Raw genomic sequence first — 16286 nt, forward strand, 5'->3', positions numbered from 1 at the left:
TAGTGATAGCTGTATTTGCTCATAATGCCTTGTTGTACATCATTGAGAATAATGCCATCTACTTTGATATTGGCTTTATCCATCTGCTTGACAGCGTATACTAGCTGCCCTTCTATTGAATTATCGTATCTAGTGACCATTAATACTTTATCAGCGTGCTGCGCTAAAATAATAGCGTCAGAAGCTGCTAATACTGGTGGCGAATCTATAATGATATAATCATAATGAAGATTTAACTCTGCCATCAAATGATCAAAGCTACCATTAGCTAATAAAGAGGTAGGATTGCGCGGATGTTCGCCGCGTGGCATAAAGTCAATATTATCAATACCTGTTGAGTGGATAAAGCTTGCCAAATGACTAGATTCTTTAACAATATCAATTTTTGCTAGCTCAGTATTGTTTGTTGATAAATGCGTTGTATCTTGTGTTAAATAATCCGCCAAACCATTATGCTGATCCATACTAAACACTTTATGCAATTCGCCCAAACGCATATCTGCATCTATGATTAATGTTTTTTTATCCAACTGTGCAAATACTTCTGTTAGGTTAGATGAGATAAAAGATTTACCAACACCAGGACTCTCACCCGTAATCAAGATAACTTTGGCACGCTGATTAGCTCGATCTTGGCTTGGCATACCAAACATCAAATTGGTTCGTAAGCTTTTAATGGCTTCATAGCTTAAACCGTTATTATCTGCGTAGGCCAATAACCTATTGGGAGATTTTGTCTTACCTAATCTTGTCAATATTGGCGAGCGTGGAATGGTCGCAATAACCGGTATGCCTGTCTTAGCTTCAAGGCGTTCAGGATCTTTAACCACATTTCGAAGCATATTTTTAAGCAGGACTAACATCGTGCCAAGCATTGCTCCTAAAAGCATTGCTAGTATCATAATTTGTAATTTTTTTGGTGCGATCGCTTTAAAGGTACTAATAGGTAAATCAATAATACGTGCATAACCAATCTGACCTGCCTTAACTATTTTTAACTGCTCGTAGTTTTTAAGCAATGTCAGATAAATCTCTCTATTGATAGCTGTATCAGCAGATAGCTGTAAAAACTCTCTTTGTATCTCAGGTAGACCTGTAACAGTATTATCTATTTCTTGCTTTCTATCATTGAGAACCTTTAACTGCTCATTGATTTGGATCACCAATGGATGCTCTTCTGTATAATAGGTCGTTAAGTCCGCTCTTTTTAATTTAAGCTCATTAAGCTGCGCATCGATTTGAGAGTTTTCTGTTAATAGCAACTCTGCCTCTTTACTCACATCAATCGTGCCATATTTCTTACGAAAGTTATTAAATATAGTTTCAGAGTCTTCTAGTTTTTTCTTTAACGCTGGAATTTGAGTTTCCATAAAGCTAATAGTTTTGGTTGTCTCTTCAGTACCGCGTGATTGGTTTTGATCAATATAAGATAAAACAATTTGCTTTAAAACGAGGCTAGTCTGTTGTTGATTAGCGCCTGTCATCGATAATTGAATAATGCCTGTTAGCTTACCTTTTTCGACCACAGATAAAGCACTATTAATGCCATCTGTTGTCATCTGTAATGATTGTTTGCTGATGTTAATAGGATAGCCATCAGTTGGAAGATCATTAACCGTAATTTGAATCTGACCATCCGTGCCTTTAAACTGATGCGCCTGACCGATTTGACCTTTAAAATCGTCAAAGCCATTGCTCAATATAAATCCTGTCGCAGAACGTGTTAACGTAAATGTTTGATTGAGATAATCTTGTGAGACGTTAAACCGACTAATTTGGACGTCACCGTCTTCCGTTTTCAGTGACACACCTTCAGGTTTATTGATTTGAGTGGCAGTACTACCACTCTTTATTTTGTCCATAAAACCGATATTAGGGTCAGAAATTTTGATACGCAGATGTAGTAAATTGACCACAGGCTCTAATATCATGCGTGATCTTATCAGCTCTGCCTCTGTCTGGGCTTTACTGTTCTCTGACCCTATCAAATCTGAAATCTCGCTACCAAGCGCTGAGATACCTGTAGATTTTTCTTCAACTTGGAGAAGTGCATCTGACTTAAAAGTGGGATTCACATACCGGCTATACAAGATCCCTATTATCAAACCCAATACAGCAAAGAAGACAATAGTTTTCCAGCCACGTAAAATGGCAAAAAGCAGCGCCATCAAATCGATTTCGTCATTCTCTTCTTTAGAAGCAGCATTTGATACATTCTTTGAATCTGTAGTCATAACGGTAGGTTCATCACTTAAGGTTATTCGTTTAATAATATTTTTTAAATAGTAAATTATCAGCAGCAGTTACTTAGCTAATTTTATTAGCCCATTGTGCTAGACCATCAACAATATCTTGGTAGGCAATTTCAAACGCGCTCATCTCATGCTTGTAGGGATCAGCAATGTCTTTATCCATCCAGTGACCAAGCTTAAAGGTTTTACCACGGCAAAAAGGCCAGCGTTCTTCAATCCACTTAGTCTGACCATCTGACATAGTGAAAATAAGGTCGGCTTTTTTCGCTAACTGTTCATCAATTTGCTTGGCGACATGACTATTAATATCAATCTGCTGTTTCGACATAATGTCTATTGCAGCTGGGTCAGCTGCATGGCCGACTAAAGCCCCGACACCTGCAGAATCAATATACTTATTAGGGAAACGTTGTTTTAATAATGCTTCTGCCATTGGACTACGACAAATATTACCAACGCAGACCACTAGGATATTATCAAATGCCATAATAACTGTTACCTATCACTTATTATCTATAAGCCTGAGAGTGCTCTGACCGCTGATGTAGATGGTAAGATAGAGCTAATAACACGATTCCAACGTGTCAAGCCAGTTGGATCAACATAGACGATATCGTTGGCTTGCATCTCAAAACGATTGGCTAATGCGAAGCTAGTAATCGTCTGCATATCAACATAGTAAATATCCGTCACTCGTGTATTTAGGTTATCACGGACGACATATATCTTAGATGCATTGGCGGTACTCGAGTTAAGCCCTTTAGACTCACCTAAGACCTGCGCTAAACTAATACCTTGCTCTCGAATAGGCACAGGTTCTACTTGTCCAAACTCTCCTAGCACATATATTTTATTACGATCTTGGCTATTGACATGAATAGAATCACCGTCTTGAATATAGATTTGATTAGCGGAAGCACCCATTTGCCGTAGCGACTGTAATCCAATATTGTAGCTTGTGCCTTTTCGGTTCAGTACGACGTTATTTGAGTCGCCCGTCGGTGTAGCACCGCCCGCCATAGAAATCGCGCTGTACAGCGAAACCGGTACATCAGCAATCGCAAACTCGCCAGGCTGCTTGACTTCGCCATCAATAAAGAATTTATTACCGCGATAGTTGACAATTTTAACCTGTGGATCTGAAAATTTAAGATAGCGTTGTAATTGGTTCCGAAGGTTTGCAGTAAACTGTGGCACACTTAGACCAGCGGCTTTAATCCGTCCGATCAGGGGAAACTGTACAAAGCCCTGTTGATCAATAGGGAAACCTGTTGCGTAAGGGGTGGCAGTATTACTACTATTGGTTAAGGGAGGTGCAATTTCAGGATAGCCAACAAGGGTAATGCCTAGAATATCCCCTTCAGCAATACGGTAGTCTACTCGACCAGATGTTTTTATTAAACGCGCTAAGTCACTACTAGGAGCGACGGCAACTGTTTGCTTAGGTGGCAAAGTTGCAAGACTTAGCGGTTGGACATTGAAGTGCAGACCATTTTCAGCGATAAGTGCGCCACTCGGTGGCAGCTCGCCTGCTTGCAGTCCTGAATTAATACTACTACAGCCTGAAGCCATACCAATCATAAGCAGACACGTTACACTTAATAACTTCGATGAATTGAAAAACATAAAAAAACCTTTATAAATCATAGATATAATAAGTAGTGCCTAGCGGTAAAATAATCGGACAGCCATACTAAAGCGTTACATTAGGTACAAAAAAACAATGCCATACTAACATAGATGGTTAGATATTGAGTAATAATGCCTTGTTTTCATTAATTTTTACGGTTAAGTAACAAACCGTTTATATTAAAACTCATTACAATTCATTAAAACTAAATTTTATTATGCTTATAAATAGCGTATAATATGCAGTCCAATTTTATACATTGAGAAATGTAAACCCACCGATTCAAGGAAATCGTTATGAAAGATGAAAAATTACAGAAAGCACTTGCCCGTATGGGACTTGGTTCACGTCGTCAGATGGAAGAAGTGATTAAAGCAGGTCGTGTAACGGTCAATAATGGTCCAGCGACTATTGGTGATCGTGTTGAGCAGGGTGATGAGATCCGCGTTGATGGTCGCCAGATCAAATATACTTCTGAAAATGAAAAACGCCGCCGTGTCTTGGCTTATTATAAGCCTGAAGGCGAAGTTTGCTCTGCCAATGATCCAGAAGGTCGTCCTACCGTATTTGAGCGTTTACCAAAGCTGACTCATGATCGTTGGGTAATGGTTGGGCGCTTGGATATTAACTCAACGGGTCTATTATTATTTACTAATGATGGGGAGATGGCACATCGTTTGATGCATCCGTCTAGCGAAGTGACCCGTGAATATGCTGTACGTGTTCTAGGCGATGTTACCCCAGATATGGCACGGGCGATGACTACAGGCGTCATGTTAGAAGATGGCTTAGCTAAGTTTGACGACATCAAAGAAGGCGGCGGTGAAGGCGTTAATAAGTGGCATCATGTCAGGCTTAAAGAGGGTCGTAATCGTGAGGTTCGCCGTTTATTTGAGTCACAAGGTCTTAAAGTTAGCCGTCTATTACGTACAAGCTATGGTAATATCGCCTTACCAAAAGAGCTACGTACGGGGCGCTTTTTAGAGCTAGATAGAAAAGATATCAATACGTTAACAGACCTAGTAAGCTTACGCCCACGTTATGGTACTGGTCTGCATGGTGCTGCTAAAGAGAAGCAAGAGCGTATTAAGAGCAAACCGCTTAAAGCGCGTCGTACTGACACTCGTAGCGACAATAGAAACAGTACCAGTACTAGTGCAAAACCAAAAAGTAGTGCCAGTCCTGCTAGCCGCGGCACCCGTAATACTCGTGACCGCAATGATAAACGCTAATCGGTAATTATATTAATTCTCTTTATAGTTAATGCAATTAATAAAAACTGCCAGTGATAAATAATCATTGGCAGCTTTTTTGTATATGGTTTCGATAAATACTATTTATTAGCTCATATCTTAATTGTGATGACTATCAATATAGTTCTTCATCGCTCGCAAATCTTGTAATTGCTGCTGCTCCATCTGTTCTAATAAGCCATCCAAGCGCTTTTCGATATTATCTAATACCTCTTGCAGCAACTTGCTAGCTTCATTTTTTGATTGATTATTAACGCTTTTAGCGTTTGACCTAATAGTTGCCAGTTGATAATAACTACTGAGCATTTCAGGCAAACGTGTATGCAGCATTTTATGCAATACGAACTGCTGCTCAGTTATTGCAGGTGTTTTCTCTTGTAATTTAAGCTCTGCTTGATAAGCATGATAGCTGGCTACTTTTTCATCAATACGATGCAACTGTCGTAGCTGTATATCTGCTAAAGATTTAAGATATTTTTTATTAAATTTTAGCTGCTGCCAACTGATATTAGATAACGCTAATGGTGCATGAGTATCATGATAAACAAGTACGCCAGGCGTGATACCAACGGCTTTATGAAAAGCGTACCAACCTTTTCTACCCAAATAGAAAATGCTAACTGTGGTCACGATACCAATGCCTATCAATATACTCATAGCAACTCACTTCTAATCATTCAAGCCTACAACTACCAACTTATTATTTATAATCTATCATTCACAATCTCATATCTTTGTTATTAACAGTATCGTCCGCTAGTTTTTCAATCTGCTCAATTTTAGTAGTATTGTCGAGCAGCTGTGTATCTGTCTTCACTGTAGGATTGTCAAAACGCTGTTGCAGATATCGATTGGTTGCTAGCAGCTTTTGCCCATCTTGATGATAAGAAGCATTAAGCAACTCATCAAACTGGGTATTAATGGTTTCCAATATATCCAAAAGCGCTTCTTTGCCAGTAACATCAGAGTGCTTAATTTTAGTATTATCAGCCAACGTACCATCTAAGTCATGTAAGCGGCGATAGTCAGCTACTGCTTGTGGTACATGTTTATCCATTAGATTTTGAATGGTAATATAGGCTTCGCTGACTGCATCTTTATCATCTATCTTGCCATCATTATTGCTATCGCCGTAAATAAGGCGCAACTTTTCACCTTTTTCATTAATTTGGCTCAGTGCGGCTTTGACATCAACCGGTAAGCTTTTTTCAGGAATACAACCCAATTGCGGCATCGCTTTATATTCGAGCATTTTGGGTGCTGTCACTTTTTTAATACCACGATAGCCTAAATACAGACCCGCTGCGGGTAGCACTCCGTATAAAACAAACATGACAAGCATCGCAGTGATTTGGGTCATAAGAGTATCCTTATTATTTAGTAGTATTAATTGGCAAATTTATTATTATTTTTGATAATAGTTGCTCGATAGCCTTTATCATTAAACAAAAAAATAAGGCTTTATTAAAGCCCTATATTGTTATGCATTGAGTTGCTTGTGTTTACTGGCGACTAATTCTGCGTACGACTTTTGACATAACGGTGGGTTGAAGCCAAACGATTCATCACCGTTTGATGTAGCTCCTCTAACAACTCATCAAGCTCATAATCAATCTCTAAAAACAAATCTGTCAACATATCGCCTGCGGTCATTTTACCTTGTACTGTGCTGTTTTTGGTGCGGTGTGGGCTAAAGCGCTGTAGCTGCTCGTAATGATGCAAGGCTTCTGGAATACTTTCTGATATCAGCTTATCAATGACAAACTGGCGCTCATTATGTTGCTGCTGTTGCTCATCATTGAGCTCACTACTCCATTCGCGATAGCGTTTTAATTTGCCGTTAATTCGATCCAAAATAGCAACTGCCTCAATTGGCATCGCATTTAGCGTAGCGTCATCGACCACATTCACAAGCTCAGTCATAATCGGACAGCGTCCATGTTTAAGATACCATAAGGTATCTGGGTCAAAAGGAGGTCTATTGGTCGGTCGCATCTGGGCGCGATTGGACAAATAACGATCGGTTAACGGCGTTGGTGCGCGAATATCAGACACTTGCGCTAAGGCATCACAAATACGTTCGGTACGCTGTGGCTCTTTGAGCGTTGAAGGCTTAGCCGTTGGAGGATTAGCATTATCGTTACGCTCATTTTCATTATTAGCAAGGCTATTGGCAGCAGCTTGCTGAGCATTTTTGGTAGCGGCTGTTGGCAGGTCATCTTGTGCTTGCCCAAACGACTGTAGCATTCTTGTCAAACTTATGACCATGACCTACCCTGCTCCTCGCCCATTTACTGATTGCATTCGACCGCTTAATCCCTTATCTTAACAGCTTTTTTCGCTGCTGCCAGTAAGCAAACGTCACCGTTTTGGTTTTTAAAGATTAAGTAGACTATCATGAATATCACTGACTATAGTTCTGGTTTTTTGCTTGGCTTATCATTAATTATTGCTATTGGTTCGCAAAATGCTTTTGTACTCAAACAAGGGCTAAAACGCGAGCACATATTTTTCGTTTGTCTATTTTGTGCCGTGAGTGATGCGTTTTTAATATCCGCTGGCGTCGGTGGGTTTGGCGCGGTAACGACACGCTATCCACAAGTCGTCAACATTGCAAAGTTTGCTGGCGTCATATTTTTATTAGGCTATGGGTTGCAGAGCTTGTATGCCAGCGTCCGCTTATCACATGCACTTACCATCGATGGACAAGTCGTGACCAGCTTAAAAAAAGCGCTGTTATTATGCTTTGGTTTTACGTGGCTAAACCCACATGTCTACTTAGATACATTGGTGCTCGTCGGCATGGTTTCAACCGGTGCTAGTAGTAAGCTTACATTTGCGATGGGTGCAGTCAGTGCCTCGTTCTTTTTCTTTTTTGCGCTTGGCTACGGCGCAAGGTTACTCAAACCTTTATTTGCCAAACCAAAAGCGTGGAATATACTCGACGCTTTGGTAGGTATACTGATGTTGTATTTGGCTTGGCATCTATACCAAAGTTAAAACAGCTACTTATAGCTAGAAAAATTTAAACTAAAAACTAAAAAAACCAAACACATCTATTCAATGTATTTGGTTCCTAGAATTCTTTATGATTAAGTCTATCCTAGTTAAAAACGATACCGTGCTATAAACGTATCTCTTTTATTATTAACAAATTATATAGACTATGACGCCTTTTTACGTTTTTTAGGCTTAACAAAAGTTAAGTTCAAAAAATGCTCTAATGAATCATCAAGAATATCTAACCAAGGCTCTGGCAACTCAGGTGATAGCGTACCTGTCAAGGTAGAACTATAAGCCTTTTCTCTAAAGGTCATAATATCTTGGGCTTTATCCTTTTGCCATTCCTTTAAGATTTCACCCTGCTTTTCGACTGCAAATTCTGGATAATCAGTACTATTGGTTAAATCACGGATATAGCTTGCCTGAAAATCAATCGAATCGCTAACGGTAATGCATTTAGCATAAGTTGCCAACCATTGTTGCTCGTCTGCTTCACGGGTTACTAGCTCAGGCAATTCAATATCGCCCATAATGACATCACGTGCATACCACGCTTGCGCGTCAAACATATTAAAGGTGAAATACTGATCTTGCATACCTAAATAAATCAGCTTTGGATTAGGCTGCCAAAAAATGCCCTTATACAAGTTGGCTGGATATAAGCAATTATGCGTCTGCAAACGTAACTCATCTGGCATAAATGGGAAGTGAAATAAGTAGCCCGTACACATGATAATGGCGTCAAATTTTTGGCTGCTACCATCGGCGAAATGCGCCACATCATCTTCAAAATGGGTGACTAATGGAACTTCTTTAATACTTTCTGGCCATTTATAGCCAAGTGCTTGCGAGCGATAGCTAATGGTGACTGACTTGGTGCCATACTTATAACATTGCGTACCAATATCTTCGGCAGAATAACTACTACCAATGAGTAGAATGTCTTCGTCTTTAAACTCTAACGCATCACGGAAATCATGCGCGTGTAGGATACGACCTGGAAACTCTTCTAAGCCTTGAAAATATGGCATATTTGGCGTTGAGAAATGACCAGTCGCTACCACCACATAATCAAACGCTTCAACTTCTTGCTCATCCGTTTTATGGTTCATGACCGTAACGGTGAATTTTTGGGTGTCATCATCAAATGATACCCAACGTACTGGGCACTCAAAGCGGATGTATTTCTGGATATCTTGTTTATCGATGCGACCCATGATGTAGTCTTTTAATACTTCACGAGGCGGATATGAGGGAATAGCTTCACCAAAGTGTTCATCAAACGAATAGTCAGCAAACTCTAAGCATTCTTTAGGTCCATTAGACCACAAATAACGGTACATACTGCCATGAACGGGTTCACCGTTTCTATCTAAACCAGTACGCCAACTGTAATTCCACATGCCACCAATGGCATTTTGCTTTTCATAGCAAATTATCTCGGGTAAATCTTTTACGCCGGCTAAACGAGCCGCTTCAAAAGCACGTAACTGTGCCAAACCACTTGGACCTGCACCTAAAATTGCAATTCTTTTGTTACTCAAAACTAGCTCCTATAATATTATTGTCACTCCATTATAATATATTTTCATGAATGACGTTTTGGAGCAGACTTTTGGTAATTAATCAGAATTATTCATTCAACGGATAAAAGTATCGGTAGGAGTGCTAAGCAGCCTTATATCTCGTTCTAATATAAAGATATTTAACGATTAATTAATTTATTTTGGCTGATAGTGTTTGCAGAGGTTTTTAGGGCAGGTTGGATATTCATAGGTAGGCTGTGTTTCTTATACAGCCTACATAATAAAAATAGCAGATAAGAATAAACAATTGAGAGAAAGATTACAGGAGTAAAACATCGATAAGAGCAGAGAAAGTCAAAAAAATTACAGTAAATCAGGGAATAAAGTACGCAGACCATTGACAATAATTTCGATAGCAACTGCCGCTAGTAGCATACCCATGATTCGGCTCATAATATTGAGTCCCGTATCGCCCAATAAGCGACTGATACGACCGGCTGCCATTAATGCCAAATAACAAAACAGGCTAATAAACAAACCTGCAATCAAAATGGCGGATACTTGCAAGATACCGGAAACTTGTGATGAGTAAATAATAACGGTTGAAATACCACCCGGTCCAATCATCATTGGAATAGCAATGGGTACCACCGCTGCTGCCATCGTTGGCGGCGCACCTTGCAGATGGTCAACATCAAAGTTTTCCTGGTCGGGCTTAACCGGATTACCATCACCATTCATCATGTTTAGGGCAATCAAGAATACTAAGATACCGCCTGCCAATTGGAATGAGCCAATTGAAATACCCATAGCTTTAAGAAGGGTTTCACCTGCTAGAGTAAAGAAACTGATAGTGATGAAAATAGTTAGACAAGCAACGCGTGCGACTTTACGTCGATTATGCATCGAATAGCCGCGTGTCGAATCCAAGAACAATGTCAATGCGCCAAAGGGGTTAATCAATACCATAAAGGCCAAGATTATCTTAATAATTTCAGTATTCACTGAGCGCTCGCTTGTCTATTGGTCAAACTGGGCAAATAAATTAGGTCACCGTACGGTTGTAGCGGTGACCTAATAGTCGGTAGCAGCGGCATTGTATCATACGCAGATAAGCCAATTAAATCATTACTTTGTCTAATTTTCTCATCCAATTAAATCTTAACTTTAGGTACTAAAATCAAGACCAATATCTAGTGCTGTTGTACTGTGAGTTAAATAACCCATGGCAATAAAATCAACGCCAGTTTTTGCGACGGCTTGTACCGTTTCAGGAGTGATGCCGCCTGATGCTTCAGTTTTAGCTCGCCCTTTACACATCGCAACTGCTTTCGACAATATTTCAGGCGCCATATTGTCTAAAAGTACTAAGCTCACGCCTGTATCTAAAGCTTGCTCTAACTGCGCTAATGTATCGACTTCCACTTCAATCGGAATTAAATGTCCAGCAAAGTCTTGTGCTTGCTTAATAGCTGTCTTTATATCGCCAGCGATGGCAATGTGGTTGTCTTTGATTAGGATGGCATCGTCCAGTCCTAAGCGATGATTGCGTCCGCCGCCGCAGCGTACGGCATATTTTTGCACGATACGTAAGCCTGGAATGGTCTTACGCGTACAAGTAATTTGCGCCGGATATTCTGCGACGCTATCGACGATATTTCTAGTGTCTGTCGCGATACCACTAAGATGGGTCATAAAGTTAAGCGCTGTGCGTTCTGCTGTCAGCAAATTTCGCGCATTACCGTGCACAATCGCTAACACTGCGCCTGCTTCAACTATTTCACCATCATTGACTTGTGTAATAAACTCGATCTCTGCATCAATCAAGGCAAAAGATAAGCGCGCTAAATCCATCCCGCATATCACGCCTGCTTGACGTGCCTTAATCTGTAACTGCGCTTGCATATCGGCAGGAATGGTGGCTTGTGATGTGACATCACCGCGTCTGCCTAAATCTTCTATTAATGCTGCTTCAACCAAAGCTTTGAGTAATACTTCAGCCAATGCTGGCTCTTGTTTAGCTGTCATTTTTAGCCCTTATTTTTGCATAATACCTTAGTGTATTTATTTAAACTCAAAATGAGCATAAATATAACGTAAAGCTTATTATCTCGCAAGAAAATCTCATAAATTAAAATTTTCAATAAATTCATAGCGATTAATAATAATAGAGGCTGATAGAAATTAGGCTGCTATTTACGTTTCGGCAATTTACTGTCCATCAGTAAACTTTGCAGTTCGATATCATGGCGAAAACGATAAAGCTTAGCTGGGCGACCACGCTGAGCACTGCTACTCTGCCCTGTTTCTAGCACAAGGCTTTGCGACTCGAGTAGACGACGAAAGTTTTGCTTATGTAGCCGCACACCAGATAAAGCTTCAACGCTTTGCTGCAACTGCGACAAGGTAAATACATCTGGCATTAAGCCAAAGATAAGCGGTCGATACTCAATCTTTGCACGCAATCTTGAGATTGCGGTCGCAATCACGCGGCGATGGTCATAGTACATCGGCGATCCTATAAGCTGCAACCAGTTACTAGGTAATTTAAATGTATTATCGGATTGGGCGTTGGACGGTGAACTTAATAGATAACTTGGCGGATAAGTCGGTGCTTCTGCTATAAGACCGGCTTCGTATAACATCTCATAGCGCAGAAGGACATGTTCTGCAATCCATTCCCTATTCTCGTATTCTTGGTTATTTATTGGCTGACTGTTGGTCTCTGTATTTGAAACTGTGCTTTTATTTTGAAAGCAATTATCTAGCATAGTCTCGCTGACGCCCCAGCATAAACCAATACGCTGACGGCGGCGCTGCTGAACATCAGGCTCTTTTGCATCATCTGCCCAGCGTAATAACGCCGGTACGATATAATCCATAATGATAGCTGGCATACCTTCTAAGTGATTTTCCCATGGAAAATAATCATACCAATCACTCCATAATGCTTGGCTTTGTAACTGCGCCTGTGTTTCTTGTACCAAGCCTAGATAGCTAACGTAGACCAGTGCATGCCCATCATTATTGCGTCTATTAGTATCAACAAAAGTATATAGCTGCTCCAAATAACCAAGTGGCTGCTGCGTTTGCTCTTCAACCCATTGGCGCACGCCAGCTTGCAGTGAGCGGTGTAATGGCATTAGGGGACCATTAGGCAATAGCTTGCCTTGATCAACCGTTAAAACGCGCGCCGTATGTTTGGTAATCGCAACTAGTACTGCGACGACCTCAGTGGTACCACTACCTTGTTGATGCGCATGTGAATAAGACAACGTCATGACGTTAATGATTACCTTTTATTTTAATTGTTAGATAAAACTCAACTGCTAAGCCGTTGACTACTTGCTCAGTATAGCTTGAATCAATGATTATCATAGCTTGTGGTTGTAATTATACAAAATAAGTCATGAATAAATAATAAACGTATAAAAAACATCTTGTATTTATGCTCAAAATGAGCATAATTAAAACAGTTTATTTTTTAGCGCTATTTATTTGACTCACTTTTAACGGCAAATGACCTGTCGTTACTGCATCAAAGGTTTGCACTTATGAAAACTTATCCATATGACGCGCCCATCATGAGCGATGATAAGCGCATCGCCACAAAAATGAATATCGAATATGCCAAAGCAAAGATGCCTGCTGACTTGCCGCGTAGTGAGCGATTAAAAGTCGAAGAAAATATTAAACAGCTATTGAAAGATAAGAATGCAGTATTGGTCGCGCACTACTATGTTGACCCTTTTATCCAAGATTTAGCATTAGCTACAGGCGGTTGTGTTGGTGATTCGCTAGAGATGGCACGCTTTGGTCAAGCGCATAGTGCACAGACGTTAGTCGTCGCTGGCGTACGCTTTATGGGCGAATCTGCAAAGATACTTAGTATGGAAAAAACCATCCTCATGCCAGATTTGGAAGCGGAATGCTCGCTTGATTTGGGCTGCCCTGCCGATGAGTTTTCTACCTTTTGTGACGCTCATCCTGAGCGTACGGTGGTGGTTTATGCCAATACCAGTGCAGCGGTTAAAGCGCGAGCTGATTGGGTGGTGACCTCATCAGTCGGTATTGATATCGTTCGTCACTTGCATGAACAAGGCGAGCCCATCATTTGGGGTCCTGACCGTCATTTGGGTAAATATATTGCTCGTGAGACTGGCGCAGATATGCTGCTCTGGCAGGGTTCGTGTATGGTACATAATGAGTTTAAAGCCACTGAGCTTGAGCAATTAAAAGCTGATTATCCTACTGCGAAAGTACTGGTACATCCAGAATCTCCCTATAGCGTGGTGGCGCTTGCCGATGTGGTTGGCTCGACCAGTAAACTATTACAATCTACCTATGAGATGGATGCCGATACATTTATCATCGCCACCGATTTGGGTATCTTACACGAGATGCAAAAGCGCTCACCAAACAAGCGCTTTTTAGCCGCTCCTACTGCTGGTGAAAGTGCCAGTTGTAAAAGCTGTGCTTTTTGCCCCTGGATGGCAATGAATGGACTGCAAGGTATCGAGCAATGTTTAATCAATAATTCAGGTGAGATAACTATGACGCCTGAGCTCGCAGCAGCAGCTATAAAACCATTACAACGCATGCTTGATTTTGCCGAATCACAAAAACAGCGTGTAGCAGCAAGCGGCGATATCATTAAAGACCGAGCACTGTTTACTAATGTCGGGGCGGCATAATATGAGCGTGATATCGGTAAATGATAAAGTCAGTTCTGAGATGCCTCGGAACCCTGATGCTGTCGTCAAGACAGATGTACTTATCATTGGTGCAGGGCTTGCAGGACTAAGTACTGCTCTTGCTTTACCAGAGTCGCTGAGCATTACGATATTAAGTAAAGCGGCGCTTGAAGTTTGCTCAAGTCATTACGCGCAAGGCGGTATAGCGGCCTGTTTAGATAAAGATGATTCCATCACTGACCATATCTCCGATACATTAATTGCTGGGGCAGGATTATGTGCCATTGACAATACCACCAGCATACTAAGCGCAGGACAACAAGCTGTCCAATGGCTATGTGAGCAAGGCGTACCTTTTACTCAGATTCCGCAAGAGCGTAATGGGCAAAACTACAGCGCAAAACCTTTCACTGAACTACAAACTGCCGATTTACATTTAACCAAAGAAGGCGGACATGGTTGTAGACGTGTTGCCCACGCTGACGATGCCACTGGGCGACATGTGATGGAAGCTTTAACGGTAAAGGTCAAAGCTGCACCCAATATTACTGTATTAGCGTTTCATGAAGCGCTGAACCTTTTAAAAAATAATGATAATCAGTGCCAAGGCGCGAAGGTTTTTGATCATAGCAACCAACGTCAAATCACCTTCCATAGTCGCGCAGTTGTTTTAGCCAGTGGCGGTTTGGGGAAATTATTTCAACGCGCCAGCGCGCCCAATGTTTGTGTCGGTGATGGCGTTATGATGGCATGGCAAGCAGGTTGCCGCTTAGCCAATTTAGAATTTATCCAGTTTCATCCGACTGGGCTAGCACTGGGCGATAGTAGCTTTTTAATATCCGAAGCTTTACGCGGTGAAGGTGGAAAACTATATTGCCCAAAAACCGGCAAACGCTTTATGCTAGATATTGATGCGCGTGCTGAACTTGCACCGCGAGATATCGTTGCCCGTGCAATCGCTGAGCAGATCAATAATAACGGACTTGGCTACGTTAACCTTGATGTCAGTCACTTGCCAGCAGAATTTTTACGAGAGCACTTCCCACAAATTTATCAAACATTATTAAATCTTGGCATTGATATGACTAGGGAGCCAATTCCCGTTGCCCCGACCGCTCACTACAGTTGCGGTGGCGTGGTCACTGATGCCAATGGTGTAACCGATGTGGCAGGTCTTTATGCTGCTGGCGAAGTTGCTTATACAGGCTTGCATGGTGCAAATCGCTTGGCAAGTAATTCATTGTTAGAATGTGTGGTGGTTGGGCGCAATATCGCCACTGAATTACCTCGCTATTTAACCGCAATGGAAAAATTAGCGACAACTTCCTATGTTAATAATGTAGAGCAGCCAGCGGCTATTGATAGATGGACGCCGCCCATACTGAAAGAAACCCAGCCCATTTCATTGTCTGCTGCCTCTCTGCCTGTACTCGACACTTATCAGCATAACGAACTGAAAAATGAGTCGAACGCTGATAATGAGCTTATTGAAATAACCGCTCAGCTCAAAGTATTAATGACCAATAACATGGGTATCAGCCGCAGTGCCAAGCAGTTAGAACAAGCGCTGATAAAAATTGAGCAATGGCAACAACAGATAACCCGCTATAAAACCAATCCGTCCGATATAAGTAGTGCGGATAATTTTACGAGCTCGAATCAGTTAGCCAGCTTACAGTTAGCACGGCAACTACAATTGGCGACTTTGATCGTTCAGTCTGCTTATCAACGCCTTGAGAGTCGTGGTGGTCATTATCGTAAAGATTATCCAAACCTAGCGGTCGCGCCTAAGACCAGCATCATTGAGCCATTATCAAATGGGCAAGAAGATAGCATTACTCGTTTGGTTCAGCCTATAATCGAACATACAGAGGCTAGAACAGCACAAGTAGTTGCTCATATCTAATAGCAATGTAGAATTATTGTTC

The 16286-nt window shown here is 41.2% G+C and carries 14 protein-coding genes; 4 read left to right on the plus strand and 10 right to left on the minus strand.

Annotation, left to right across the window (positions count from 1 at the left end):
* From ACMHKH_RS11595 to ACMHKH_RS11605, 3 genes are all read right to left on the minus strand, one after another.
* Positions 1 to 2234: GNVR domain-containing protein (locus ACMHKH_RS11595; protein ID WP_413520800.1), on the minus strand; the 2234-nt coding region annotated here is incomplete at its 3' end.
* 73 nt (positions 2235 to 2307) lie between these two features.
* Positions 2308 to 2739 carry a low molecular weight protein-tyrosine-phosphatase gene (locus ACMHKH_RS11600; RefSeq protein WP_413520801.1) on the minus strand — a complete coding sequence of 144 codons (432 nt, stop codon included), beginning with the start codon at positions 2737 to 2739 and terminating at the stop codon, positions 2308 to 2310.
* A gap of 26 nt (positions 2740 to 2765) precedes the next feature.
* Positions 2766 to 3833 carry a polysaccharide biosynthesis/export family protein gene (locus ACMHKH_RS11605; RefSeq protein WP_413520802.1) on the minus strand — a complete coding sequence of 356 codons (1068 nt, stop codon included), beginning with the start codon at positions 3831 to 3833 and terminating at the stop codon, positions 2766 to 2768.
* A gap of 345 nt (positions 3834 to 4178) precedes the next feature.
* On the opposite strand from ACMHKH_RS11605, the gene rluB reads away from it, so the two are divergent.
* Positions 4179 to 5114: a 23S rRNA pseudouridine(2605) synthase RluB gene (gene rluB, locus ACMHKH_RS11610; RefSeq protein WP_413520803.1), complete on the plus strand. Its 936-nt coding sequence runs from the start codon at positions 4179 to 4181 to the stop codon at positions 5112 to 5114.
* Positions 5115 to 5234: 120 nt separating this feature from the next.
* Here rluB and ACMHKH_RS11615 read toward each other — a convergent pair whose 3' ends face one another.
* From ACMHKH_RS11615 to ACMHKH_RS11625, 3 genes are all read right to left on the minus strand, one after another.
* Positions 5235 to 5792: a hypothetical protein gene (locus ACMHKH_RS11615; protein WP_413520804.1), complete on the minus strand. Its 558-nt coding sequence runs from the start codon at positions 5790 to 5792 to the stop codon at positions 5235 to 5237.
* A gap of 61 nt (positions 5793 to 5853) precedes the next feature.
* Positions 5854 to 6495 carry a hypothetical protein gene (locus tag ACMHKH_RS11620; protein WP_413520805.1) on the minus strand — a complete coding sequence of 214 codons (642 nt, stop codon included), beginning with the start codon at positions 6493 to 6495 and terminating at the stop codon, positions 5854 to 5856.
* Between the two features lie 152 nt (positions 6496 to 6647).
* Positions 6648 to 7403, minus strand: a complete 756-nt coding sequence (locus ACMHKH_RS11625) for a hypothetical protein (protein ID WP_413520806.1) — start codon at positions 7401 to 7403, stop codon at positions 6648 to 6650.
* Between the two features lie 129 nt (positions 7404 to 7532).
* On the opposite strand from ACMHKH_RS11625, the gene ACMHKH_RS11630 reads away from it, so the two are divergent.
* Entirely contained in the window at positions 7533 to 8135 is a 603-nt protein-coding gene (locus ACMHKH_RS11630) for a LysE/ArgO family amino acid transporter (RefSeq protein WP_413520807.1), read from the plus strand.
* Between the two features lie 164 nt (positions 8136 to 8299).
* On the opposite strand, the gene ACMHKH_RS11635 is transcribed toward ACMHKH_RS11630, so the two are convergent.
* From ACMHKH_RS11635 to ACMHKH_RS11650, 4 genes are all read right to left on the minus strand, one after another.
* Positions 8300 to 9682, minus strand: coding sequence for an NAD(P)-binding domain-containing protein (locus ACMHKH_RS11635; protein ID WP_413520808.1), 1383 nt, complete (start codon positions 9680 to 9682; stop codon positions 8300 to 8302).
* Positions 9683 to 10027: 345 nt separating this feature from the next.
* Positions 10028 to 10669, minus strand: a complete 642-nt coding sequence (locus ACMHKH_RS11640; RefSeq protein WP_413520809.1) for a MarC family protein — start codon at positions 10667 to 10669, stop codon at positions 10028 to 10030.
* A gap of 162 nt (positions 10670 to 10831) precedes the next feature.
* Positions 10832 to 11692 (minus strand): carboxylating nicotinate-nucleotide diphosphorylase, encoded by an 861-nt coding sequence (gene nadC, locus ACMHKH_RS11645; protein ID WP_413520810.1) that lies wholly within the window; start codon positions 11690 to 11692, stop codon positions 10832 to 10834.
* A 164-nt stretch (positions 11693 to 11856) separates the two neighbouring features.
* Positions 11857 to 12945: an NUDIX hydrolase gene (locus tag ACMHKH_RS11650; RefSeq protein WP_413520811.1), complete on the minus strand. Its 1089-nt coding sequence runs from the start codon at positions 12943 to 12945 to the stop codon at positions 11857 to 11859.
* Positions 12946 to 13218: 273 nt separating this feature from the next.
* On the opposite strand from ACMHKH_RS11650, the gene nadA reads away from it, so the two are divergent.
* Entirely contained in the window at positions 13219 to 14358 is a 1140-nt protein-coding gene (nadA, locus tag ACMHKH_RS11655; RefSeq protein ID WP_413520812.1) for a quinolinate synthase NadA, read from the plus strand.
* A 1-nt stretch (position 14359) separates the two neighbouring features.
* Positions 14360 to 16264: an L-aspartate oxidase gene (gene nadB, locus ACMHKH_RS11660; RefSeq protein WP_413520813.1), complete on the plus strand. Its 1905-nt coding sequence runs from the start codon at positions 14360 to 14362 to the stop codon at positions 16262 to 16264.
* Positions 16265 to 16286 lie beyond the last annotated feature (22 nt).

The organism is Psychrobacter glacincola, from assembly GCF_965118485.1.
GTDB classification, from domain to species: domain Bacteria; phylum Pseudomonadota; class Gammaproteobacteria; order Pseudomonadales; family Moraxellaceae; genus Psychrobacter; species Psychrobacter glacincola_D.

What these genes read in the sequence shown, in the direction of transcription:
- ACMHKH_RS11600 (WP_413520801.1), bottom strand. Translation starts at nt 2,739, where the DNA reads ATGGCATTTGATAATATCCTAGTGGTCTGCGTTGGTAATATTTGTCGT.
- ACMHKH_RS11605 (WP_413520802.1), bottom strand. Translation starts at nt 3,833, where the DNA reads ATGATTGGTATGGCTTCAGGCTGTAGTAGTATTAATTCAGGACTGCAA.
- rluB (WP_413520803.1), top strand. Translation starts at nt 4,179, where the DNA reads ATGAAAGATGAAAAATTACAGAAAGCACTTGCCCGTATGGGACTTGGT.
- ACMHKH_RS11615 (WP_413520804.1), bottom strand. Translation starts at nt 5,792, where the DNA reads ATGAGTATATTGATAGGCATTGGTATCGTGACCACAGTTAGCATTTTC.
- ACMHKH_RS11620 (WP_413520805.1), bottom strand. Translation starts at nt 6,495, where the DNA reads ATGACCCAAATCACTGCGATGCTTGTCATGTTTGTTTTATACGGAGTG.
- ACMHKH_RS11625 (WP_413520806.1), bottom strand. Translation starts at nt 7,403, where the DNA reads ATGGTCATAAGTTTGACAAGAATGCTACAGTCGTTTGGGCAAGCACAA.
- ACMHKH_RS11630 (WP_413520807.1), top strand. Translation starts at nt 7,533, where the DNA reads ATGAATATCACTGACTATAGTTCTGGTTTTTTGCTTGGCTTATCATTA.
- nadC (WP_413520810.1), bottom strand. Translation starts at nt 11,692, where the DNA reads ATGACAGCTAAACAAGAGCCAGCATTGGCTGAAGTATTACTCAAAGCT.
- ACMHKH_RS11650 (WP_413520811.1), bottom strand. Translation starts at nt 12,945, where the DNA reads ATGACGTTGTCTTATTCACATGCGCATCAACAAGGTAGTGGTACCACT.
- nadA (WP_413520812.1), top strand. Translation starts at nt 13,219, where the DNA reads ATGAAAACTTATCCATATGACGCGCCCATCATGAGCGATGATAAGCGC.
- nadB (WP_413520813.1), top strand. Translation starts at nt 14,360, where the DNA reads ATGAGCGTGATATCGGTAAATGATAAAGTCAGTTCTGAGATGCCTCGG.